The sequence below is a fragment of the Paenibacillus sp. FSL L8-0638 genome (assembly GCF_038593075.1).
In the GTDB taxonomy this organism is placed as follows: Bacteria; Bacillota; Bacilli; order Paenibacillales; family Paenibacillaceae; genus Paenibacillus; species Paenibacillus polymyxa_D.
Map to the genome: position 1 here is coordinate 1,541,914 of NZ_CP151960.1, position 24,389 is coordinate 1,566,302.

24 protein-coding genes are annotated in these 24,389 nt (G+C 45.9%); 21 read left to right on the forward strand and 3 right to left on the reverse strand.

Annotation, left to right across the window (positions count from 1 at the left end; translation table 11 throughout):
- Positions 1–528: 528 nt before the first annotated feature.
- A complete protein-coding gene (locus tag MKY35_RS06885) occupies positions 529–1,377 on the forward strand; it encodes a hypothetical protein (RefSeq protein WP_029516410.1) in 849 nt (282 codons plus the stop codon).
- An 85-nt stretch (positions 1,378–1,462) separates the two neighbouring features.
- On the opposite strand, the gene MKY35_RS06890 is transcribed toward MKY35_RS06885, so the two are convergent.
- Positions 1,463–2,476 (reverse strand): RluA family pseudouridine synthase, encoded by a 1,014-nt coding sequence (locus MKY35_RS06890; protein ID WP_061829078.1) that lies wholly within the window; start codon positions 2,474–2,476, stop codon positions 1,463–1,465.
- Positions 2,477–2,699: 223 nt separating this feature from the next.
- On the opposite strand from MKY35_RS06890, the gene recQ reads away from it, so the two are divergent.
- The 3 genes from recQ (at position 2,700) to MKY35_RS06905 (ending at position 8,011) form a co-directional block, all read left to right on the forward strand.
- Positions 2,700–4,598 (forward strand): DNA helicase RecQ, encoded by a 1,899-nt coding sequence (gene recQ / locus MKY35_RS06895; RefSeq protein ID WP_342425842.1) that lies wholly within the window; start codon positions 2,700–2,702, stop codon positions 4,596–4,598.
- Positions 4,599–4,652: 54 nt separating this feature from the next.
- Positions 4,653–6,521, forward strand: a complete 1,869-nt coding sequence (locus MKY35_RS06900; RefSeq protein WP_069012020.1) for a radical SAM protein — start codon at positions 4,653–4,655, stop codon at positions 6,519–6,521.
- A gap of 176 nt (positions 6,522–6,697) precedes the next feature.
- The gene (locus MKY35_RS06905; RefSeq protein ID WP_342445960.1) at positions 6,698–8,011 is read left to right on the forward strand and encodes an alkaline phosphatase; all 1,314 of its coding nucleotides are present in this window, start codon (positions 6,698–6,700) and stop codon (positions 8,009–8,011) included.
- A 332-nt stretch (positions 8,012–8,343) separates the two neighbouring features.
- On the opposite strand, the gene MKY35_RS06910 is transcribed toward MKY35_RS06905, so the two are convergent.
- Together MKY35_RS06910 and MKY35_RS06915 are read right to left on the reverse strand one after the other, a co-directional pair.
- On the reverse strand, positions 8,344–8,949 hold the full coding sequence (locus tag MKY35_RS06910; RefSeq protein WP_029516415.1) for a DedA family protein: 606 nt from the start codon (positions 8,947–8,949) through the stop codon (positions 8,344–8,346).
- 15 nt (positions 8,950–8,964) lie between these two features.
- A complete protein-coding gene (locus tag MKY35_RS06915) occupies positions 8,965–9,540 on the reverse strand; it encodes a phospholipid methyltransferase (protein ID WP_322251346.1) in 576 nt (191 codons plus the stop codon).
- A gap of 629 nt (positions 9,541–10,169) precedes the next feature.
- Here MKY35_RS06915 and MKY35_RS06920 point away from each other — a divergent pair.
- The 17 genes from MKY35_RS06920 to dhbC all read left to right on the forward strand — a co-directional run bounded on the left by MKY35_RS06920 (position 10,170) and on the right by dhbC (position 24,358).
- Entirely contained in the window at positions 10,170–10,523 is a 354-nt protein-coding gene (locus tag MKY35_RS06920) for a FlxA-like family protein (RefSeq protein ID WP_322251347.1), read from the forward strand.
- 296 nt (positions 10,524–10,819) lie between these two features.
- Entirely contained in the window at positions 10,820–11,248 is a 429-nt protein-coding gene (locus MKY35_RS06925; protein ID WP_342445961.1) for a GNAT family N-acetyltransferase, read from the forward strand.
- Positions 11,249–11,280: 32 nt separating this feature from the next.
- Positions 11,281–11,721 (forward strand): hypothetical protein, encoded by a 441-nt coding sequence (locus MKY35_RS06930; protein WP_342445962.1) that lies wholly within the window; start codon positions 11,281–11,283, stop codon positions 11,719–11,721.
- Positions 11,722–11,757: 36 nt separating this feature from the next.
- Positions 11,758–12,570, forward strand: coding sequence for a helix-turn-helix transcriptional regulator (locus MKY35_RS06935; protein ID WP_342445963.1), 813 nt, complete (start codon positions 11,758–11,760; stop codon positions 12,568–12,570).
- A gap of 105 nt (positions 12,571–12,675) precedes the next feature.
- Positions 12,676–13,632: an aldo/keto reductase gene (locus MKY35_RS06940; protein WP_342445964.1), complete on the forward strand. Its 957-nt coding sequence runs from the start codon at positions 12,676–12,678 to the stop codon at positions 13,630–13,632.
- 267 nt (positions 13,633–13,899) lie between these two features.
- Complete coding sequence (locus tag MKY35_RS06945) at positions 13,900–14,391, forward strand: 8-oxo-dGTP diphosphatase (protein WP_342445965.1); 492 nt, start codon at positions 13,900–13,902, stop codon at positions 14,389–14,391.
- Positions 14,392–14,406: 15 nt separating this feature from the next.
- Positions 14,407–14,622: a hypothetical protein gene (locus MKY35_RS06950; protein ID WP_342445966.1), complete on the forward strand. Its 216-nt coding sequence runs from the start codon at positions 14,407–14,409 to the stop codon at positions 14,620–14,622.
- A gap of 47 nt (positions 14,623–14,669) precedes the next feature.
- Positions 14,670–15,191 (forward strand): GNAT family N-acetyltransferase, encoded by a 522-nt coding sequence (locus MKY35_RS06955; protein WP_342445967.1) that lies wholly within the window; start codon positions 14,670–14,672, stop codon positions 15,189–15,191.
- A gap of 28 nt (positions 15,192–15,219) precedes the next feature.
- Positions 15,220–15,669 carry a hypothetical protein gene (locus tag MKY35_RS06960; protein ID WP_342445968.1) on the forward strand — a complete coding sequence of 150 codons (450 nt, stop codon included), beginning with the start codon at positions 15,220–15,222 and terminating at the stop codon, positions 15,667–15,669.
- 189 nt (positions 15,670–15,858) lie between these two features.
- Positions 15,859–16,893 (forward strand): NAD(P)/FAD-dependent oxidoreductase, encoded by a 1,035-nt coding sequence (locus MKY35_RS06965; RefSeq protein WP_307348795.1) that lies wholly within the window; start codon positions 15,859–15,861, stop codon positions 16,891–16,893.
- Between the two features lie 247 nt (positions 16,894–17,140).
- Positions 17,141–17,824 carry an HD domain-containing protein gene (locus MKY35_RS06970; RefSeq protein WP_342445969.1) on the forward strand — a complete coding sequence of 228 codons (684 nt, stop codon included), beginning with the start codon at positions 17,141–17,143 and terminating at the stop codon, positions 17,822–17,824.
- A 164-nt stretch (positions 17,825–17,988) separates the two neighbouring features.
- Complete coding sequence (locus MKY35_RS06975; RefSeq protein ID WP_322251357.1) at positions 17,989–18,969, forward strand: ABC transporter substrate-binding protein; 981 nt, start codon at positions 17,989–17,991, stop codon at positions 18,967–18,969.
- Between the two features lie 10 nt (positions 18,970–18,979).
- A complete protein-coding gene (locus MKY35_RS06980; protein ID WP_342445970.1) occupies positions 18,980–19,987 on the forward strand; it encodes an iron ABC transporter permease in 1,008 nt (335 codons plus the stop codon).
- Positions 19,980–21,002: an iron ABC transporter permease gene (locus tag MKY35_RS06985; RefSeq protein WP_342445971.1), complete on the forward strand. Its 1,023-nt coding sequence runs from the start codon at positions 19,980–19,982 to the stop codon at positions 21,000–21,002. Before MKY35_RS06980 ends, MKY35_RS06985 begins: the two co-directional genes overlap by 8 nt.
- 118 nt (positions 21,003–21,120) lie before the next feature.
- Positions 21,121–21,891, forward strand: coding sequence for an alpha/beta hydrolase-fold protein (locus tag MKY35_RS06990; RefSeq protein ID WP_342446619.1), 771 nt, complete (start codon positions 21,121–21,123; stop codon positions 21,889–21,891).
- Positions 21,892–22,208: 317 nt separating this feature from the next.
- On the forward strand, positions 22,209–22,994 hold the full coding sequence (locus MKY35_RS06995; protein ID WP_322251360.1) for a 2,3-dihydro-2,3-dihydroxybenzoate dehydrogenase: 786 nt from the start codon (positions 22,209–22,211) through the stop codon (positions 22,992–22,994).
- 77 nt (positions 22,995–23,071) lie between these two features.
- Positions 23,072–24,358, forward strand: coding sequence for an isochorismate synthase DhbC (gene dhbC, locus MKY35_RS07000; protein WP_342445972.1), 1,287 nt, complete (start codon positions 23,072–23,074; stop codon positions 24,356–24,358).
- Positions 24,359–24,389: the final 31 nt, after the last annotated feature.

Consider the following 24,389-nt stretch of genomic DNA (forward strand, 5'->3'; position numbering starts at 1 on the left):
GGCTTTGTTTTTACATGTATGGAAATTTTAATGTATATATACTTTATTTCTTACTCAGCAATTTTTAAGTAACAGGACTTATAATATGAACTATGTATACGAAGAAGGAACTGAACTGACAGAGAACTCGTAGTAGAACTTAAGAACCAGGTTAGTAATTCAGTAATTTAATGTGTATCACCTTCACAATGCCGAAAGCTTAACCGAATATGATTATAGACCCGGAAAAATAGTGATTTTGTATATTGCATAAATCGAGAAAGCAACTTCAGCTAATAATATGCGTATAATAAAATAAACGTAAGAAGCTGAGAATTATGAAGTTAAAATGAATTTGTTAGCGAGTTTAATTTACAAACCGATCCCATGTTACTGTCAGGATTTTGCACAATTCGATTCCAGTCGCTCCGAAGTGCAAGATATAGACGAACTAAACTACTTCGTTCTATACCTTTGTTCATTGGAAGTCGCTTATTGGATTTTTGCAAAATCCTTTACTGTAAGAAAAACGGTGGAAGGAGTATCAAGATGCTGGCTTTGTCCGATCCGGCCTGGACTCTGCTCCAAGGCCCTTATGGTTCTTCTCAATACGTCCCGGAAATGTTGAAGCAGCTCCAAGCCGGATATGATGGCGAAATGGCTGACACCTTGTATTGGGAGGAGCTGTATCACCAAAATACGTTGTATACTTGTACATTTGCGGCTGTACCTTACCTTGTAGACATTGCGTTAAAAAGTTCTGATATAGGGATTCGTGCAGATATATATAACATTTGCGGAATATTCGAAGCGAAGAATAACAATCCCTTACATACCAAAGTTCCTTTGGAATTTACAAGGGATCAGGTGAAAGTGGATTCTAGTCTGGCTGAATATATTTACGCGCAATATCGGTGTGCCATTGTCCGACTTGCAGAATTGACTGAAGAAATGGTGCTCTATGCGAAAGAACACGAAGGAGATGTCGGTAAACGCTATGTTCTGGCTGCGGGTGCCGCTTTTCAGGGTTATCGCTGCGTAGCTTATATGCTACAAAGCTTCGATACTGGTGACGAATATACGCTGGATTGTCCGCATTGCGGTACCCCGCTCTATATTTGGCCTGATGAACAGAATGACACTCTGGTTGTCTATGATAAGGATCCTGTAAATTCAGATAATCTGGTTCCCCAACCGATCCGCCCCCGTTCATTAGATCATAGAGGTGCTAATATGCAGTGGTTACACGAATATGCCCAAAAAATTGAAGAGAACAAGCTGATTGCCCAATTACCCTATTTAAATGGTTGGGTAGATTGTCCAGTGTGTAATACGCCCATATATATATGGGATGAGTTGATGAAAATGGCTGATGGTGTTCGGAGGTATACCGCTTAATCAATCAAAAAAGGGTGCTGTTTTCTACAGCCCCCTCATTTCCTCTTCTATTTTTCCATCTCATCTCCGTATGCTTTGCTCAATTCTACTCCCGAAACGGATTCAAAAAGGTTTTAGGAATGTCGGATTCAAAACGCAGCAATACTCCGGTGACGGGATGAATAAATGACAATACCCTCGCATGTAGGCCAAGGCGCCCAATCGACTTGGATTTGGAACCGTATTTTTTATCTCCAACAATGGGATGACCGATATCCTCCATATGTACGCGGATTTGATTTTTGCGTCCGGTTTCCAAACGTACTTCCAGCAAAGAAAAATGCCGATTGGCTTGGAGCAGCTTGTAGTGAGTGACTGCGTGCTGTCCGTCATTCGGATAAGGACTGGAATACATTTTTAGCGTCTTGCTTTCTTTCAGCCATGAGGTGATTGTACCCTCAGCTTTTTTAACCTGTCCTTCTACAAGAGCAATGTATGTTCGTTCATACACAACTTCCTTCCACGCTTTTTGCATTTCCTGCTGTATGGCTTCGCTTTTTGCAAACATCATCACTCCTGATGTATCACGATCCAAACGATGCAGTACAAAAATACGATTGTACGGATGTTCGCGTCTCACATGGGCCGTAAGCTGGCGATAGGCTGTTACTTCCTGCTCCTGCGCTGAAGCCACGGACAGCAACCCGGCATCCTTATGGATAACGATAATGGCTTCATCCTCATGCAAAATACGTAGCCCAGTCAGTGGTACGACGGGAGTTACTTTTTCCTTGGAAAGAGCGACAGTCTGACCTTGCTCCAGTGGAAAATTATGCACGGTACGCGGAATGCCGTTGACGGACACCTGCCCACGAGCCAGTGCTGATTTAATGGAGTTACGACCCATGCCAGTCACATGCTCTACTAAAAAGCTTAACAGCTCGGCAGGCTCCTGGACGATGTATGTTTTGGCAGGGGCTTTATCAAAAGCATTCGTTCTCCGTTGAGCTTCCGGTCTATGGGAGCCAGATCTTCCGGCAGGTTTATGACTGCGTTTGGAATGGCTTGCGTTTGACGTAGATTTTGTATGATTTTTCCGTTGGGGTTTCCGATTGTTCATGGGTTCTTTCTCCTTCTTGGAACCGTGTCTCTTCATAATTATGGACAAATTTGCGGCACCGTGTTCACTATATCATGAGAAAACAGCGAACGCCATAAGGGACTAAACCAGATTGGCAGTCTTCTAGCGGTTGAACATTACCCTGAACCCCGGTAAACTAAAGGTAACGAAAGAAAAGCCGATATGCGTCAAGGACGCTAGAAATATGAGGAGTTTTGAAACTATGAGTGTACAAGCACCAACCTTGGAACGGGCGCAGGACTTGCTGCAAAAATTTTATGGCTATCCCGATTTCCGGGAGGGACAAAAGAAAATTGTGGCCAGTATGCTGGAGGGCAACGATACGTTGGGCATCATGCCGACAGGGGGCGGAAAATCGATATGCTACCAGATCCCCGCGTTGTTGCATGAGGGGCTGACCATTGTCGTGTCACCGCTCATTTCGCTGATGAAGGACCAGGTGGATGCGCTGACCACGATGGGGATTGCTGCTGCCTACATCAATAGTACGTTGAGTGGTCGAGAAGTGAATGATCGCATACGAGCCGCACGGAATGGTGACTTGAAGTTACTGTATGTCGCACCGGAACGACTGGAACTGGACTGGTTTCGCGATGAAATGGCTCAGTTGCCGATTTCCTGCGTTGCGGTAGATGAGGCTCACTGCGTATCGCAGTGGGGCCATGATTTCCGTACCAGCTATCTGGCTGTGGCTCCATTCGTGGACGGGCTGTATGAACGCCCAATCGTGGCTGCGTTTACGGCAACGGCGACACCGCAGGTCATGGATGACATCGTGCGATTGCTTCGTCTGCGCTCACCGGAGACGTTCGTTACAGGCCTTGGACGGCCCAATTTGGCGTTCAGTGTGCTGCGCGGGGAAGACAAACGCAGCTTTTTACTGAATTACGCCCGTGAGCATGAGGGTGAATCGGGCATTATTTATGCGGCGACACGTAAGGACGTGGACGATTTGTACCAACGGCTGCGTGACGCAGGCATGGCGGCTGGACGCTATCATGCCGGGATGACAGATCAGGAACGTGCAGATAGCCAGGAAGGGTTTCTGTACGACGATATCCGTGTCATTGTAGCAACCAATGCCTTCGGCATGGGGATAGATAAATCGAACGTACGCTATGTCATTCACTACAACATGCCTAAAAATATGGAGGCGTACGTGCAAGAGGCGGGACGCGCAGGACGTGATGGCGACCCGAGTCAATGTATTTTGCTGTTCGGACCGCAAGATATTGTGACGCAGAAGTTCCTGATTGAGCAAAATCCACAGGATGAAGACCGCAAGCGTAATGACTATCGCAAGCTCCAGCAGATGGTTGATTATTGCTACACGACTCGTTGCCTACGTACAGCACAGCTTGAGTATTTCGGAGAAGCGGAGGAGCATGAAGCTTGCGGCATATGCAGTTCATGTACAGATGAACGGGAACTGGTTGATATGACCATAGATGCGCAAAAGATTTTTTCGTGCATTCATCGCATGCGGGAACGTTATGGGGTCTCGATGGTCGCCTCGGTGTTGAAAGGCTCGCGTAACAAAAAAGTGCTGCAGTATGGTTTTGACAGCCTACCAACCTATGGCGTGATGGGCAACCGGACGGAAAAAGAGATCGCCGAAATCATCAATGTTCTTGTTTCGGAAGGCTATCTGATGTTGTCCGAGGGACAATATCCGGTCGTACGCTTGCAGCAGCTTGCTGCTGAAGTGCTGAAGGGCCAGCGAGAAGTCATGCAGCGTGTTGTGCGACATGCCACGGCTTTTGCAGGTGGAGCAGGTTCACGCGGACGACAGGGACGCGATGCATACCCGGCTGCAGTCAACGAAACCGTGTTCGAGCAATTGCGCCTGATCCGCCGCGATCTGGCCGCTCAGGAGCATGTACCGTCTTATATCATTTTCAATGATGCGACGCTGCGTGAGATGAGCGTAGCGAGCCCGCAATCCGAGGCAGACATGTTGCGGATCAAGGGTGTCGGAGAAGTGAAGTTCCGCAAGTACGGCAAGCCGTTTCTTGATTTTTTTCATAATCAGGGGAATATCGGGGGAACGGTAAGCGAGGACGAGATTTATGCAGACGATGTGTACGAGGATTTTGAATAGCTATACTAAGGTAAGGCTATAACAGTCCATGCAAACTATAGAAGGTTGTGACCTATGAAAGTCATTTTATCAACGTTAAATGCAAAATATATTCATACCTCGCTGGCCATCCGATGTCTCAAAGCCTACAGTGAAAAGGACTTTGATATCGAGCTGGCGGAGTACACGATTAAGGACCCGGTGATGAACATCGTATCCGATTTGTTTCAACGGGGGGCAGATGTCATCGGCTTTTCCTGTTATATTTGGAACATTGAAGAGACGATTAAAGTCATCGATGTATTGAAAAAGATTATGCCCGAAGTCAAAATTGTTCTGGGTGGTCCAGAGGTATCCTACGATACGGATCACTGGATGAAGCGTTTGGCGAATGTGGACTTTATCGTGGTTGGTGAAGGAGAGGAAACCTTCCATCAACTGCTGCAGGAGCTGGAAGGGGATCGCAAGTTCCATTTTGTGTATGGACTGGCTTACCGTAAGGGAGAAGAGGTTATTCAGATGCCCGGTCGTCCGAAAGCGGACTTGAACGAGTTGCCGTCGCCCTATCGTTTTGCAGAAGATATACCGGAACTCGGGAAACGGGTTGTTTATTTCGAAACGAGCCGGGGCTGTCCGTTCAGCTGCCAGTTTTGTCTGTCAAGCATCGAAGTTGGGGTGCGCTATTACGATATCGAGCGTACAAAGTCAGATATTTTATATCTGATCGACAATGGAGCCAACCTAATTAAGTTCGTGGATCGGACGTTTAATATTAAACGCGATTATGCGCTGGAAATGTTCAAATTTTTGATTGAAAATCACCGTGGTTGTGTCTTCCAGTTTGAGATTACGGCAGATATTATGCGTCCCGAGGTATTGGATTATTTGGCGGAAAACGCGCCGCCGGGCGTATTTCGTTTTGAAATCGGCGTCCAATCAACGAATGATCCTACCAATGAGCTGGTTAAGCGTCGCCAGAACTTTACCAAACTTTCTCGTACTGTTACCAAGGTCAAACAAAGCGGTAAAATTGACCAGCATTTGGATTTGATCGCCGGGTTGCCCTTGGAGGACTACAACACATTCCGTAAAACGTTTAATGACGTTTTTGCGCTCGGCCCGGAAGAGCTTCAACTTGGCTTCCTCAAAATGCTACGTGGCACTGGACTGCGTATCGACGCAGATAAGTACAACTACACGTACATGGACGTGGCGCCTTATGAAATGCTGAGCAATGACGTCCTTTCCTTTGCCGATATCGTCCGGCTTAAGCGCTTAGAAGATGTGTTGGAAAAATATTGGAACTCTCATCGTATGGATCATACAGTCAACTATCTGATTGAGCGTGAATTCTCGTCCGCCTTTGATTTCTTTCAGGAATTCGGAGACTACTGGGAAGGACAGGGCTGGCAAAAAATCGGACATCAGCTCGAAGACTTGTTCACACGTCTCCAGTCCTTTCTGGAATCGCGTGGAACAAAGCGAATGGATATGGTGCTTGGACTGATGAAGCTTGATTATTTCCTTAACCATAAATATAAGCCGCGTAAAATTTGGTGGGAGCATAGCTTGGAGAAGAATGATTGGTCCAGCTATATGAAAATGGTTCTCCAGCACCCGGATGCGCTGTTGTCACCTGTGGTTGCAGATTTTGTGGCAGATGCGAGCAAGGAGAGTACAGGCGGAACGGATGTAGGCAGTCAACAGCCGCAGCCATACCGCGAGATTATCCCAGCCTTTGCTTCCTTGAAGCTGAGTGAAAAAGAACTGCAAAAGCACGCTGTGCTAGATGTACTGCCGTTCAGTCTGGATCATATCCTGAGTGGGGGTAGCCCATTGACTGCCGAAGGCCGCACGCTTCTACTTGTAGTCTATCAGCAAAATGGACAGCAAAAGCCGCTCTACTACACCATGCCGATCGGCAAAAATATCGCTGCGATTTAATATAAGAGGCATCGACTTTGATATACCAAGAGTCGGTGCCTTCTTTTGTCTTATAAAAAACAGGTGAGCACTCCAAATTTTACATTCGTGTAATCTATTGCTTTACGATACTTTACAAAGCAGATATATGATTACTTTATCATATATGAATATTAAATTTATTGGAGTGTGACCTTGTGAAAAAGCGTTCGATGAAAAAGAGTATCCTTGCTTTAGGTGCCATTACCGTTTTGAGTGCGCCATTGTTATCTGCTAATATCCCTAACGCTTTTGCAGCCTCATCTAATACCAAGTCTACTACGACACAGGTATCCAAAGGACAGAAAACCTCGTCAGCGAAAGTCGATGCCCCTAAGAATGTCATTCTCTTTATCGGCGATGGTATGGGAGAAGCAAGTCGCAACGCGATTCGCTTGGCGACGGTAGGGAAATCGGGATTACTTGAAATGGACAACATGCCTGTAACCGGCCTGGTTAGCACAAGTTCAGGGGATAACCTGGTTACGGATTCTGCCGCCGCTGCGACTGCTATTGCAACAGGTGTGAAAACGTATAACGGCGCGATTGGAATGGATTTGAATAAAAAACCAGTGACAACGATTATGGAGCTGGCTAAAAAAGCAGGCATGTCTACAGGTGTCGTGACGACAAGCCAAGTGACAGACGCAACGGGGGCTGCCTTTGGTGCGCATGTCGAAAAACGCTCCGCTCAAAGCGAGATTGCCAAACAGTATTTGGAGAAAAGCAAGCTGGATGTTATTCTGGGCGGTGGTGAGGATTTCTGGTACCCTGCCGGAACAGTAGGCAAACATCCAGATGCTCCGGCAGAAGATCCTGAGGAAGCGAGTAAGGGAACTCAAGGGAATTTGGTAGAACAAGCGAAGAAGCTGGGTTATAGCTATGTGACGGATCAGACAGGAATGAAAGCAGCCAAAGGTTCTAAGTTGCTGGGGCTGTTCGCCAATGAAGAGATGTTCCAAGCTCACAACAAGCAGGGTAACTCTTACAATCCAACGGTTTCTTTACCGGATATGACGACCAAAGCGATTGATGTTCTTTCCAAAAACCAAAAAGGTTTTTTCCTGATGGTAGAAGAAGAAGGAACGGATGAGATGGCGCATGACAATGAAGGTGAGCTAACGATTAAGGCTGGGCAACAGCTCGATAAGGCCGTTAAAGTAGCTAAAGATTATGCCAAAGCACATCCAGATACATTAGTGTTGGTGACGGCAGATCATGAAACGGGCGGTTTGGCGATTGAAGGCGAAGATGCGGAGGATGAATCCGGTGAAGGTGTTTCCAAAGAGGACGGCCCTTTTACGGTAAAAGGCTCTAATGAAAAGTTTTATATTGACTGGACCACGGGAGGACATACATCTGTTGATGTGACGTTAACCGCGATGGGCCCAGGCTCTTCTCAGTTTAGCGGGAATTACCCGAATACTGCCATTCATGATAAGCTGGTTAAGTTGCTTCAATTAAAGAAATAGCTCGGGGTGTAAGCCGCCACTTTAAAGGCTTTCCATATTGGCAATATGGTTTTTCCTGTGATAAACTAAAGCTAATAAGTATATACTGAAAAATAGCAAAGATGCAGCCAACATCCTCACTCTTTTACAACAGCCGCTTATAAGGGCGGTAGTTGTAGGGTTGGATTAGTAAAATAGACCGCTAACCTTTTCCAGAGGGCGGTCTATTTCTTTTTGTTGAAGGAAAGAATTAAGATCACCAATGTCGCAAATTGAATCATCAACATCAATGTATCTTTAACCTCCACAGGCATCACCTCCTTTGCAGGAGACTAGCCGACCGTGTTCTACCTTTACTCCTCCGTTGTTTTCTTTCCCCATACTAATTTCATTATAAAAAATATAATGGTCAGCATGATGACAAGCAATGCCATCTGCAAGCCATAGCGATGAATCAGTTCTCCTACTGCCTGTACATGATCGCCAAAGATACGCCCGAGTAGAAAGAAGATCAGCGTCCAGATCAAACCCGTTGAATAAGAGAAGAGGGCATAGCGCTTGAAGCTCATTTTATTGATTCCGACAATATAAGGAATAATGTGACGGACGATCGGCAGCAAATAACTGATGCAAATAGTGAAGTTCCCATACTTATGTATCAATTTTTCCGAAAACGTAATGTACTTGTCCATTTTTTTCTTCCGGCGTAAACGTTCTAGAATCGGTGTGCCCACGGTTCTCCCCAATACATAACCTAAGGACAGGCCTGATATAACCCCAAGATATACAATTAAAAAAGCGGGTAACGGGTGAAGTATGCCCATGCCTGTTACAGCCCCGCCAGTCATCACAATGACTTCATCCGGGATGGGCAGACCCACAATCCCAAGCCATAGAGAAAAGAATAATGCTGCATAGCCGTATTGTTCGATGATGGAAATTAAATATTCCACGTCCATACCCGTACTCCTTTCTTAAGCTTTCTTTCGGCATACATACACGAATGCGGGTGGAACATTCATGGGCACAAACTTGATTTCTTCAATATCAAACCATTCACCTAACTGCTGCTTCATCTGTTTAGAGTATTGAAAGGCCACAAACATTCCTCCATCCCTGAGCGATAGATGAATTTGTTCTACAATTTGATTCCGCATCGCTTGTGGAAAATTGAAAAAAGGCAGCCCGCTGATTATGCAGTCAAGCTGTTCTATTTGGGCATTTTTCATAGCAAGCTGAAGCTCACGCGAGTCGGAATAGCACAGATAATTCGGGAATCTTCTTTTTAAACTCTGCTGCATGGTTTGGTCTTTCTCAAAGAGTAAAACCTTAGGTTGAAATTCAGCAGCAGACGGGATGTATTGGGTAATTGCCCCTGTTCCAGCACCAAGCTCGGCAACAGCATGAACTTCACTCCATGGAATGGATTCTATCATATTTTTAGCTAAAAATCTGGAACTTGGTGTTACACTACCCACGTATGCAGGCGAGTACAAAAATTTGAATAGAAACATAAGTCTCTCGTGAACCAAATGGCTAATACGGATCATACATCATTTCCCTACTTTCAATTTTTAAAATACGTTCATTTATTCTTTGCTAAGAGTAACAAATTATCCCTTTACTTACTCCTGTCTCAAGTAGGGTTGATCCCCCCGTCTTGCGGAGGGGATTTTCCTTGACTATGGTCTAGGAAATAATGAAAGGGTTACGGTATTAATGAGTCTGTATTGATTCAGTTATCATTCAGCATACCCTCAGGTTGCATTCAGATTTGCTACCGATGAAAGGTAGGTGGGCAGCCAAAAACATTATGTACACTGAGAGGGGATCTATTTTGTCACTATCCATTAACACATCTTATCACGATTTCCTATGATCATTCGAATACGGTGAAGTCACATGAGAATGGACTAAATACCGCGGGTCATACCACACACAAGAAATCTAACGATTCACTCGAATTGAGTAAGGAATTCATGGAATACACGGGAGGAATGCAGACTCCGCTTCCTACGAATGCCACAGATGAAGAAATATCGGCTTTATTCGATAAAATCGCTAAGACTTTTGAACAATCTGTATCATCGTAGTCATAGTCATTAGAGTGCAACACCATAGCTTAGAACCGGTTAGCCCACACGTGTAAACTCATACTTTTATAAAGGGGAAATCTCGTATGAACATTTCATCCACATCCAGCAGTTCTATATCTATTTCAAGCACTTCATCTTCATCCAGTACCAACGATACAGCTAGTCTGGAAAAGCAAAAAGCTCAACTTGAAGCGGAGTACAACAAGGTACAGCAAAGTAAGGATAATAAAGATACAAAAGAAACAAAAATGAAGCAGCTTCAGCAACAAATTAAACAGATTGAAGCTCAAATTGCACAGCAAAGTTCGCAATCCAGCAGTACGTCAACTCCAAAAATGGAAAAGCCCGCTCCAAGTAACACAGAAACAACTCGTATCAACAGCGCTAACAGCAGCGATATTACGGGAGTTGGGAGATCACTGGATATTTCAATTTAATCATCCCCTCTCTTCTCCTGTATGGCAGACGATGGATATAAAGGATAGCAGGTTCTCCGTTTCAGAGGGGCCTGCTTTTTTCGTTACTAAATATTTTGCATGAATCCAGGGAACGACTTTAATCAGCGATATTTAGATTAGAATAATTCTGTCCATCTAAATTGAATCATGTGACTAAACATAGAAAAGTATATACAATATATAACAGTAGGAAGATGAAAGTATTTTAACCCTATTATTTTCTATATTTAAATCAGTAAGTGCTAGTAATCATTTCAAATTGGAGGATTTATGCCATGACGCTGGAACCTCAGATGAATCGAAGTAGTAGAGATGAAGCGCGTTTAGTCAGAAACAAGTTGATTGAGTTTAATGCGAAACACGTTCCAGCAGATATTCGAACCCAATACGAAGAGATTAATCTTACGCTTAAAAATGAAGACGGTCAGGTGATAGGCGGTCTCCTAAGTGTACTATGTTGGAACTGGGTGGAGGTTGATATTTTGTGGGTAGATCAGAGCTACAGAGGAAAGGGCTACGGTTCACAACTACTTGGTGAAATTGAACAAATTGCTAGAGATAAAGGGTGTGATTTTATACAACTTAATACCTTTACTTTCCAAGCGCCCGAATTCTATGAAAAGCAGGGGTATGAAGTCGTTGGTGTCATTGACGATGCTCCGAGAGGCTTTAAACACTATTATTATAAGAAAAATATCTACTGAGGACTCTATAGATGCGCGTACAGATCAAGGAAATGAATAAAGATCAGCATATCACCATTCGTAGTATTGGCAAGGAAAAAGTATACGGCTACTGGACATATTTTTGGCATGAACTGACTTCTGGATATGCGTATGTTGTCCCGTATGAACAAAGCTTGAATAAGATGATTCCCGGTTGTGTAATTTCGGTCGAGACTTCTCAATCCAGTATAGAGGGGTTCAGGAGGCTGAAGCCTACTGAAGAGACAGGGATTTTTCGACCTCAACCAAAGCTAGGCGACTACTGGATTCAAGGAACGATACATCAAGTGATGCAAGGCGAAGCAGACGAGATAGAATGTCTGGAGATTGTAGTAGGAGACACTACGTTTATTTTGGATTCTGAAGAAATGAATGGTGATGTCAACGTTAAAGCGGGCGACGGTGTCGCCTTTGAAATCATAGGCCTACAGTTGTTTGACGAGGGACTGTGAGCGTTCTATAGCGATTGATTCGAAAAGAGGTAACACATGTCTAATGATAATAGTAAATCGAAAACGTTGGGTGCTTTTCTGAAATCACGTCGAAATCGACTTCAACCAGAGCAGGCAGGTCTTAGACTTTCACAGGGTCAGCGAAGAACACCGGGGCTTCGCCGAGAAGAAGTTGCGATGCTGGCAGGTGTCAGTGCGACGTATTACACATGGCTGGAACAAGGTAGAGAAGTAACAGCATCTAAGGAGATTATCGAAAGTATAGGAGAAGCTCTACAATTAACTCATGATGAGAGAGCACATCTAATTCAATTGTGGAATCCCAATGAGGCGGTTGCTATTTCGCCCATCCAGACAAGGCTGAATCCACAGTGGCAACATATTATTGATCAGTTGTCCTATCCTTCCTTTATCAGCAATGAAAAAGCGGAAGTGCTTGCTTGGAATAGCGCGGCGAATGAGGTGATTACCGATTTTTCTTCCCTGTCCGTTTCTGAACGTGTCATGATTCGTTTATTGTTCGTGGATTCCGAATTACGTCGTCGAATGGTTAACTGGGAAGAATTCGCGTCCTATTCGGTAGCTGTTTTTAGAACCTATTATGACAAGTATTTAGGAGATCCTTGGTTTGAGGAGACGGTAGAACGGCTGCGTGTGGAAAGTATGGAGTTTGACACCATGTGGAAGCAGCATCATATCCAGCTCAAAAAAGTGAATCGGGTTTCCCTTCAAATCCCTGGCGCTGTGGAAGCAGTTTCCTATGATATTAATTCTTTAGCAAGTATTACGGACCAACCGGGTCTGCACTTTTGTATCTACACGCCAGTAAGCCAATCCTCTACCTGGTAATCTTGTTACTAGTATAAACGTACTGTGGTTGCCTCCATAAGGGTCTATTAGAATGAGTACATGTTCATTCCATCCATTTACCCAAAGAAAAGAGGGAACCATGATATGCTGAAAAGGAAATTGGGATGTGAAGGGCTGGAGGTATCAGCTCTGGGCCTTGGCACGATGATGATGCCGAACAACGAGGAGTCGGTGCGCACACTTCAGGGAGCGCTGGACCTTGGTGTAACGCTGTTTGATACAGCAGATCTTTATGGTGAGGAATACGCACAGCAGAAGTTTGGCGGCAATGAGAAGCTAGTTGGACGTGCGCTCAAGGGTCGTCGGGAGGAGGTAGTGATTGCCACTAAATTCGGGATCACACACACTCAGGGACCCAAGGGAGATCCGGCATATATTAAAAAATCCGTAGACGCCAGTCTGTTTCATCTGGGGATTGATTATATCGACCTGTATTATCAGCATCGAGTCGATCCCAATACTCCGATTGAAGAGACCGTCGGAACGATGGCCGATTTGGTTAAGGAAGGGAAAATCCGTTATATCGGCTTGTCGGAAGCGTCGGCTGAACAGATCCGCCGCGCGCATGCGGTGCATCCAATTACCGCAGTAGAAACCGAATATTCCTTGTGGAGCAGAGAAGTGGAAGACGATGTCCTTCCGCTACTAAACGAACTGGGAATCGGCTTCATCCCCTACAGTCCACTGGGTCGAGGTTTCCTCACGGGACAGATCAAAAAATTTGACGATCTGCCAGTGGATGATTACCGCCGTCATTTCCCTCGCTTCCAAGGCGAGAATTTCACCAAAAATCTAGAGGTTGTCCTCCTGATCGAAAAAATGGCTGCCCAAAAAGGTTGTACTTCTGCTCAGTTGGGGCTGGCATGGCTGCTTGCGCAAGGCGACCATATCGTCCCGATTCCAGGAACGAAGAGATTGGAAAGAGTGCGTGAAAATCTTGGTGCCCTACAGGTCTCTTTGTCGGAAGCAGAGCTTCAAGAGATCGAGCGTATTTCGCCTAAAGGTTTCGCAGCAGGTTCTCGTTATCCGGAGCGTGCCTAGAAAACGGAGTATTGGCATGATGATTAAGTTTAGGATAAGACCGTTCCTTTCTGGAGCCGCTTGGTAGTACCAGCGGCTCTGTAGAAAGGCGGTCTTTTTTTTACTAATTTTGACCGACTTAGGCATGAGTTCTCAAGTCTAGTCTATGGTTAGAGTTATTGCGCTCTACAAAATAACGAGTTAAAGTATGGGAAATGCCATATTTAACCACAGTTTGTCGGTGTGAAAGTAAAACTAGATTTTAGTGAATCGTGAATAAAGAAAGGTATGATCGGATTGACAACAGAAGTGACACACAAAATATATACCATGTGTATGATTCAGGACGGAAGTAAGGTATTGCTTATGAATAGACCCAATCGAAAGGGGTTTCCGGGTTATATTGCTCCAGGAGGAAAAGTAGAGTTTCCAGAAAGCATTGTGAATGGGGCCATTCGTGAAGTAAGGGAAGAAACAGGCTTAACCGTTACGAAAATCGTATTTAAAGGAATCGACGAATATTGTGACCCAAGCCAAGGGCTGAGATATATGGTCTTTAACTATTTGGCTACAGCCACTGAAGGTGAACTATTAAAAAATCCCCCCGAGGGAGAACTGCTGTGGGTGGATATGAAAGAAGCGCTAAATCTGCCGATGCAGGATTGGTTTAAGCGGAGATTTCCATTGTTTTTTGAGCCAGGAACGTTTGAAGTTAGTTCCGTGTGGCTGGCGGATACAGATGAAACTCTGAAAGCAACGATTAAGAGCTATGGTGTATAGAGATGACGACGACATTTGGAGAAAGGCGAAGAAGAATTGGCAAAAGGTTTTCTTACTGCTTACGCACAAGGGATGGAAGCTAAAGAAGGATTTACTGAGCGTTTCCGGGTGCATATGCTGCATCAGCAGGTTCTAAACTGGGGATGTGCCAAAGCGATGAAGCAAATCACTTGGGATGATAAGCTCTCTTTTGCAGATTGGGCGCAAAAATTCATGGATATTAAGGTATAAAGCAATAGCAGACAAATTGAGTGTTTAAAGAGGAGGTAGTGAGTGGGATGCAGACCGTCAGATTGGTAAAGCCGGATCAGGACTGGAAGGAAGCTTATCTTTCATTTTATGAGGAATGGAAACAGAGCCAGGAGCATATGGTACCTTGGGTGATCTCTGTAGAGCCGTACGATTTTGAAGGTATGCTGACGTTTTTAAGTAATCAGGAAAATGGAATGAACCTGTCTGAAGGCTGGGTCAAAAGCTCCACATACTGGCTTGTGAATGCGAATGAACAGGTTGTGGGAGCGGTGAATATCAGGCATGACCTTAACGAACACCTAATGAATGCCGGTGGTCATATCGGTTACGGTATCCGTCCTTCTGCACGAGGGAACAGGTACGCTGTTACAATGCTGGCCTTGGCGCTGGAAAAAGCAGAAGAGCTGGGGATTTCCCGAGTCCTGGTCGTATGCGACTCCGATAATATTGCCTCCAAAAAAACAATCATACAAAACGGCGGAATGCCGGACAAGGATTACATAGAGGAAGACGGAAACCGTGTAAGCCGGTTTTGGATCGAACTGTGAGTGAGAAAGAGGGGAACGCGAGAAGCTCATGAAATTATGGCCTGAATATGCGCAAAACATCATTGTTGGTGTTATTTTTGAAGGAAACTGGAATTGGTATGTGACGGAAAGAGAATATTGGTTTTTGAATACCGAGATGGAGGAACGGTTTGGTATCCCTATTTTGGATGAAACCACAGCAGGAGCATTTTTGGATCACATCTGTGAATATAAGGTGGCTACAGGGGAGCTAACTTCAATGCTCCAGTTGCTGGATGATGCTATTCAGCATCAGGATGAAGTGCTGGAGTTTTATCCTGCTCTGTATGTTAACTTTGATGAGAAAGTTCTCTATTCGCTATTTCCTGAGCCAGCTTCGTTTGAACACTATGTCCCAGTGGGGTGGAAAGGAGAATATCAAAACTTTTTGAACGAGGTACCTTCATCTGAACAGTATTGGATGATCGATGGAAGTAACTTTTTTGAAACATTCACTTGATAGAACGAAAGAGGAAATGAATATATGGATGCTTCCATGCATGAGTAGCTATATTAACCCATAAAATGTAGTTCTAAGGTCACGAAAACCTCTCCAAGGGCCATGTTTTTATTTCCTAATTGATATTGATAATTATTATCACTTATAATAAAAGCAGACATATTACGCTATGATAGGGAGAGTTGCAGAGTGACAGTGTCCTTGGAATTATATGATGTAACGATCATCGGCGGTGGTCCTGCCGGTATGTATACCGCATTTTACAGTGGAATGAGAGATATGAAGACCAAGCTGATCGAAGCCAAGCATGAGTTGGGCGGACGGATGCGCATATACCCAGAGAAGATGATATGGGATGTCGGAGGGGTTACCCCGGTTTTATGTGAAAAGCTGATTGATCAGCTGGAGCAGCAAGCGCGGACGTTCGAGCCTACCATTGTGCTGGGGCAGCAGATCACTGGTTTGGATCGGCAAGAGGATGGCACGTTCCTGCTAACTTCTGCCACAGGGGAACAGCATTGGACACGCACGATCGTTCTGGCAGTAGGCTATGGTATTCTCAAAATGGCTAAGCTGGAGATTGAGGGGGCGGACCGCTATGAGGTTACGAACCTGCATTATACTGTACAAGAGCTGGAGCCATTCCGGGACAAGCACGTTCTGATTTCCGGTGGAGGCGACTCGGCAGTGGATTGGGCGAATGAGTTGGAGTCTATTGCGGCGAGTGTGACCGTCGTACATCGTCGGGATCACTTTGGCGGACATGAGAAAAATGTAGCCCGTATGAAGTCATCTTCGGTCCGTGTTCTCACACCATACGCGGTAAGTCAGCTACATAGTAACAATGGAGAGACGATTGAACAGGTGACGATCAGTCATATAGATACGGACGAAATACAGGTGTTGAATGTCGATGCAGTCATTGTAAATCATGGACTAAAATCCGATTTCGGCCCGCTTCGGGATTGGGGACTGGATATGGGGGAGTGGCATGCCCGAGTGAGCGAAAAGCTGGAAACGAATCTGCCGGGGATTTTCGCGGCAGGCGATTTTGTCGAGTACGGAAGCAAGCTGTATCTAATTGCCGGTACGTTCACAGATGCGGCCCTTGCATTGAACAGCGCCAAGCTGTACATTGATCCAGCAGCTGACAAAGCGGCATATGTATCTTCTCATAACAGTCGGTTCAAGGAAAAAAACCGTGAGCTTGGTGTCGTGGAGTAAGATAAGAAACATAAGTTATATAGGATTAGAGATAGGTAGGGAAAATGTAAAAGAACTTCCGCGACTACGATTGATGTGGTTTTGGAGGTTCTTTTTTTGTCAGGTTACTGACTTCTCGTTCTAAAGGTTGGATAGCATACACCATATAGCATAAAATGAAGAATGATTCGTAGTAAGCAAATGGACAAGCATTAAAAAATCAAACGAACCTACCATAGAAAGTATGGACTGGATTGAAAGGTGACATATGAAGAGACGAACGGAGCAACAGGAAGCGATTTGTGCAGATATTATTCAAAAGGCAGAGCCCTTTGTACAGCAACAGTTGGAGCATGATCATAGTGGCCACGATTGGTGGCATATAGACCGGGTGAGAAAGCTGTCCCTTAAAATTGCTGCCAAAGAGGGCGCAGATTCGTTTATTTGTGAACTGGCAGCACTGCTGCATGATGTAGCGGATGAAAAATTAAATGATTCCAAACAAGCCGGGCTGGATAAAGTAGAGCAGTGGCTGCTTCTGCATGTAAATGATCTGGAGGTAATCGCGCACGTGATGACCATTATAGCTACGATGTCCTACAATGGTGGACAAAACCCGCCCATGGAGACGCTGGAAGGTCAAGTTGTGCAGGATGCGGATCGGTTGGATGCTCTTGGAGCGATTGGGATTGCAAGAACCTTTATGTATGCGGGCTCAAAAGGCAGTATGATGCATCACCCGGATAAAGATTTTTCACAGCATGAGTATCGTGCCGCAGGTAAAAGTGCCATATACCATTTTTACGAAAAGCTGCTAAAACTCAAAGATCTTATGAATACCGCTTATGCTCAAGAGCTGGCGGAGGTTCGGCATCAATGGATGGAGATGTACTTGGAGCAGTTCTATAGAGAATGGAATGTGGATGATGTTCAGCAGAGAGAGGAAGGCTGATGCTTCTTAGATGCAGTGATTCCAAGGAAAAAAGCTCGCCTTTTTGATAAATATTAGAAAAAATATTGCAATGCAATGATTTCTCTCCTACTATTGATAATAGTTATCATTGATAATGATAACTATTATCTGTAATCAAGCAGTAGAGGGGAGCCATTCAGGTTATGAAGAAGTTTGCAGTAGGGGTGTGTACTTTATTATCGGCAAGTTTGTTGTTGACAGCGTGTGGTGGAAAAGTGCAGGAGGTGGATAGCTCGGCTCAAACGAATTCCAATGCATCGACACAGACGTCAGTTTCCGACGGAGAAAGTGCCAAGACGATTACATATCTAGATAAGACTTATAAGCTGACCAAGACGGATCATATTATTGTAGCAAGTCTGGAAGCGATGGAAGATGCGGCTGTCCTGGGAGTAAAGCCGACTGGGGCGGTTACTTCGGGAGGAAAATTCCCCGAATACATGGAAAAAGCGATGGAAGGAGCCGCAGATGTTGGTGACCGAATGCAGCCTAGTGCTGAAACGATCCTGAAACTGAAGGCAGATGTGATTCTTGGGAGCTCCAAATTTCGGCCTGCGGTGGCAGAACAGCTGGGGAAGGTCGCTACATTGATTCCAGTATCTCATATTTCAACGAACTGGGAAGCGAACCTGCTCATGTTGGGGCAACTTACGGGCAAAGAGGCGAAGGCGAAAGAGATACTGAACAAGTACAAGCGAGATGCTCAGGCGGCCCAACAGAAGCTCAAGCCATTATGGGAAAACAAAAAGGTGCTTATGGTACGGATTCGTACAGGTAATCTGTATGTATATCCTGCAGATGTATATTTCAATCCTTCGCTATATGTTGATCTGGGAGCTAAGGTACCGGAAGAGTTAAATACAGTAAAGGCACAAGAGGCAGTTTCTTTGGAGAAGTTGGCTGATATGAACCCTGATTATCTGTTCGTGCAATTCTCGGAAGGAGAGAACAAGGATCAGCCGCAGGCATTAGCGGATCTGGAGAAAAATCCGATTTGGAGCAGCATCAACGCCGTAAAGAATGGGAAAACCTTCGTCAACATCGTAGATCCCAATGCTCAAGGCGGTACTTCATGGAGCAAACTAGCCTTTTTGGAAGCGGTTATGAACCGACTTTCGCAGTAAAGGTAGGAACATGGGAAAAAAGTTAATCTCTCCTTACCTTATCATCTTCGTCTCTCCTTTGTTTATCGTGTTAACGTTACTACTGTCTGTGATGTACGGAGCCAAGACGATAGAATGGGAGACGGTAATTGCTACCTTTTTTCATTTTGATGCTGGGAATGTAGATCATCAGGTCGTATTAAACTCTCGTCTGCCTAGAGCGGTCGGCTCTATATTGATTGGTGCTTTTCTCGCGATTTCAGGAGCCATTATGCAGGGAATGACGCGGAATTTCTTGGCTTCACCCTCCATTATGGGCGTGTCAGATGGAGCGGCATTTGTGATCACCTTAATGATGATCCTCGCGCCGAACTCCACTTCGATGGGGCTGATCGGCAGTTCTTTTGTAGGATCGGCTCTTGGGGTAGCTATTGTATTCGGTTTAGTCTGGATGATTCCCGGGGGTCTTGCTCCGGTTCGTATGGCCATTTTGGGAACAATCATCGGCACGTTTTTAAGCAGCTTGTCGGCCGTTCTTTCCATTTATTTTAATGTATCGCAAAATGTAAGCTTCTGGTTTAACGCACGACTGCATCAGATGGATCCCGGGATGATCCAATTGGCAATTCCCTTTGCTCTTGTGGCAGTTGTGGGGGCGATGCTGCTGGCCAAGCCAATAACACTACTGTCGCTAGGCGACGACGTGGCCACAGGCCTGGGACAGCGGTCATTACCGGTCAAGCTGGGGGCGATGCTCTGTGTAGCATTGCTGACGGGTGTTTCTGTTGCGCTGGCAGGAAAAATTGCTTTTGTTGGCTTATTGATTCCGCACATCACCCGATATTTAATCGGAGTAGATTACCGTTGGGTCATTCCATGCTCTGGTTTGATCGGTGGCGTTTTTTTGGGTATGTCTGATGTGTTGAGCCGTTTTCTAAATTATCCGTTTGAAACGCCTATTGGTGTGGTTACCTCAGTCATTGGCATCCCTTTCTTTCTGTACTTAATACGTAGAAAAGGAGGGGGAGAGCATGCGTAAAATCAGTGCAAAACGCCTGTGGCTCGTACTTTTAAGCATGGCTGCGCTCATTTTAGCAGCCTCCTATATTAGTCTGACCCATGGGGAGTTCGACATGACTCTGCAGGAAGTGGTTCAGACGTTGTTCCGTATTCATCCTACTCCGCAGTTGGATTTGGTAATTTTTGATTTTCGGCTACCTCGTATTGTGATTGCCGCCTTGGTCGGTCTGGGGCTGGGGATTGCTGGGGCGGCGGTACAGGGAGTTACACGGAATGGCTTGGCCGATCCCGGCATTTTGGGCATTAATGCAGGGGCGGGGGCAGCCATCGTCATATTTATGTTCTTTTACCAAGGACAGATGGAAACGACCGGCTGGACTGCGGCGTTGGCTATGCCCTTTTTCGGCTTGATTGGAGGTTTGATGGCTGCCCTGCTGATCTATTTATTTGCATGGAAAGCAGGACGCCTGGATCCGCAGCGGCTGCTTCTCGTAGGTATCGCGATTGGCTCTGGCTTCGGTTCCTTAAGCTTATATCTATCGCTGAAAATGAAAGCCTCGGATTTCGAGATGGCGACAGTATGGATGTCGGGCAGTATTTGGAGTGCGGATTGGAAGCTGGTTGCCGCCGTAATTCCGTGGCTTGTCATTTTGATCCCTGTTATTTGGTTGAAATCGTATGTTCTGGATCTGTTTCAATTGCATGAACTTACAGCTAAAAGTCTCGGCGTTGCGACCGAAAAGGAAAAGTCTATTCTTCTGCTGTCCAGCATTGGACTGGTGAGTGCCTGTGTGTCTGTTTCAGGAGGAATAGGCTTTGTAGGATTATTGTCCCCTCATATCGCCAGAAGACTGGTTGGCCTTCATCATCGTCTTGTGATTCCCGTATGCGGCATGGTGGGTATGGTGCTGGTACTGTTGTCTGATTTTGTTGCCAAAACGGTGGTTGCGCCTGCGGAAATTCCTGTTGGGCTGATTATTGCGGTGATCGGGGTCCCTTATTTTGTAGTCTTGCTGATGAAAAAAACGGCCTAATTGAATTGAAATTGAGGTTCTATAGGAGGTTATTCCCGTGAAAGACCTATTTACGCATGTTCATCGTTCCAGTGATGCACATGGAGCTGTGTACGTTCCTCGAAGTCAGCATCGAGTGATGTACTCACAGGCTGAAAACCGCGAGTATCATATTTATATTGCGATCCCTGCTGAGGAACCTCCTGTAACCGGGTATCCAATTATTTATGTACTGGATGCCAATTCTGTTTTTGGAACCCTGGTGGAAGCGGTGCGTGTTCAGGGCAGACGACCCGACAAAACGGGTGTTGTCCCAGCTATCGTTGTAGGAATAGGCTACCCAACAGAGGCTCCGTTCCATCCTTCTCGATATTACGATCTTACACTACCAAGGACGGCAGTAGAGCTTCTTGTAAGACCAAACGGAGAAGCACCTATTGAAAGCGGGGGAGCCGAGCATTTCCTGTCATTTATTGAAGATGAGCTAAAGCCTAAAATGGAGCGTGATTTTCACATCGATCGCAGCCGACAAACGATCTTCGGTCATTCATTAGGGGGCCTGTTCGTATTACATACCCTGTTTACAAGACCCGGCTCTTTTCAGATCTATGTGGCGGGAAGTCCCTCTATTCACTGGGGTGGGAGGGCCATTATGGAGGAAGAGAAACACTTTTTAGCCTCCACAGCTCAGGAACAGCGGAACAAAAGGCTGTTGATTGCGGTGGGTGAGCTGGAAGCAGGACATTCAAGTGGTATGCAGGAAAAGGCCAGGGAGCTTGCTGAGCGTTTAACAAATGTGAATGATTCGGGCTTGCATGTAGAATTCCGTGAATTTGCAGATGAAGGCCATATATCCGTGTTGCCAGTACTGGTGAGCAGAGCCGTTCGTTTTGCTTCGGTTTGTCACTAAAACTATGAAAAGAATCAAAAAATGAAGATATATAAAGGGATATAGAGTATAAAAAGGGATAAAATTCAAAAAAACCTCTCCAATGCTACCAGGAGAGGTTTTTTTGAATTGATAATTTTATTAAATATACAAATATGGACGAAAACAGACGATTTTCAACATTGACTGTAATTGATGGTTTAGTTATCATATTTTGTAACTCTTAATTGATAATGATTATCATTATTAGTTATTTAAATTCAAAATGAATGATGATTACAGCAGAAACTGGGCGTTAAACTGCTTTTTTTGATTTCGCTGGAAAGGGTGGAATGAACATGAGTGATGACGGAATACAGGGGAAGGTAGCTCTGGTTACAGGTGCTGCCCAAGGTATCGGTGCTGCTGTGGCGCGTTCTCTGGCCGAATTGGGAGCAATCATTGCCGCTGTAGACCGAAACGCAGAAGGTGTGAGCAGGCTGGTAGACGAGCTGGTGCGTGACGGCTATCGTGCAACGGCTTTTCCTGTCGATATCAGCCATCGTGCGGCTGTCGACGAGATGGTAGAGCAGATTGAGCATCATCTCGGACCAGTTGGCATTTTGGTGAATGTTGCGGGTGTGCTACGAATTGGGCTAGTAGACACGCTCCGTGACAGTGACTGGACGGAAACCTTTGCTGTAAACACAAACGGTGTCTTTTACATATCCCGGGCTGTGGTGAAGCATATGATTCCCCGGAAATCGGGTTCGATTGTCACGGTGGGTTCCAATGCGGGAGCTGTACCTCGTATGTATATGGCAGCTTATGCAGCTTCAAAGGCCGCTTCGGCGATGTTTACTAAATGCTTGGGATTGGAGGTTGCCTGCCATCATATTCGCTGTAATGTGGTGTCCCCAGGTTCTACGGAGACAGAAATGCAGTGGTCCCTGTGGTCTGATGAAAGTGGGGCACAAGCAGCTATTGACGGATCGCCGAACGCTTACAAGGTCGGCATTCCATTGCGAAGGTTGGCTGATCCGGCAGATATCGCGGATGCTGTTGTTTTTCTTGCTTCGGACAAGTCACGCCATATAACGATGCATGATTTGCGCATTGATGGTGGCGCTACGTTAGGTGTCTGAGTGGAATGCAGCGGTCTTGTATGGGAATAGGTAATGGCAATCGTGACAGAAAACAATGGAATAGGAGGCAATAACGTATGAAATCCAATACTGCGCTTGAAGTGCAAGCGACTCAGTTGCTAAAAGATTACAAGCCAGGCTCTTCCTTCTTTTTTGCGTCACCCACCCGGACTTTACTGGCCCAAGGTACGTTGGGGGCATTGCCGCATGGGGAGGCAAGCGATACGGAGGGCGGATTGACCGGGCGTGTAGCCACGTTGCTCGAGAGTGTGCGTCAGTCCCACGGTGGACATCCGATTGTGGTGGGAGCTATTCCCTTTGATGCTTCACGGGCTGCACAGCTTCTGGTTCCGGCAGAGACTCGATGGGCGGGGCCGCTTCATTCTCACTCTACGAACTGGCACTCCGAGAATGGGAAAGCTGCCGATTCAGCGAATGCTGCCAGCCGTGTGAACCCGACAAAGCTTGGGCAGGCTCCGGACTATGGTATTCGTTCCGTACCCGAACCGTCGGAGTTTGTACAGGGGGTGGAACAGGCCCTGAAATATATTGCGTCCGGGGAGCTGAGCAAAATCGTGCTGTCTAGAACGCTACAGCTAGATACTTCGGAACAAGTGGACATTCCCGGTTATTTGCATAATTTAGCCAGACATAATACCAAAGGCTATACCTTCGCTGTTGATTTACCCGCTTTGGAGGCGGAAGAAGCAGGCTCGGACGGGGCTGTTGTCGGTGTGGAACAGCGAACGCTGATTGGAGCTAGCCCCGAGCTGCTCGTTTCCCGAGAGGGGCTGCATCTGACGGTTAATCCGCTGGCTGGCTCTGCACCTCGCAGTGATGATCCTGTCGAAGACAAGCTGCGGGCTGCGGCATTGCTGGAATCAGTCAAGGACCGGCATGAGCACGCGGTAGTCGTTGAAGCGGTGGCCTTGGCACTCAGACCGCTATGCCGGAGACTGGATGTGCCGCAGGAGCCTTCGCTGATACAAACAGAGACGATGTGGCATCTTTCGACTGAAATTACGGGGGAATTGGCGGATTTGACGGTTTCATCTTTGGCCGTTGCCCTGGCGCTGCATCCTACGCCAGCCGTATGCGGTTCGCCTACAGAGCAGGCCAAAAAGGTTATCCGAGATATCGAATCGTTTGATCGGGGCTTTTACACGGGAATTGTTGGATGGTGTGATGCAGCCGGAGATGGAGAATGGGTGATTACGATCCGTTGTGCAGAAGCTGCAAAGCATTCCTTGCGTTTGTTTGCAGGGGCAGGCATTGTGGCGGCTTCAAACCCGGAAGACGAACTGGCGGAAACAGCAGCCAAGTTTGGAACCATGCTTCAGGCATTGGGACTGAAGCATGAATAACGAGAACGGTACAGAAAGAGGAGGAATATCA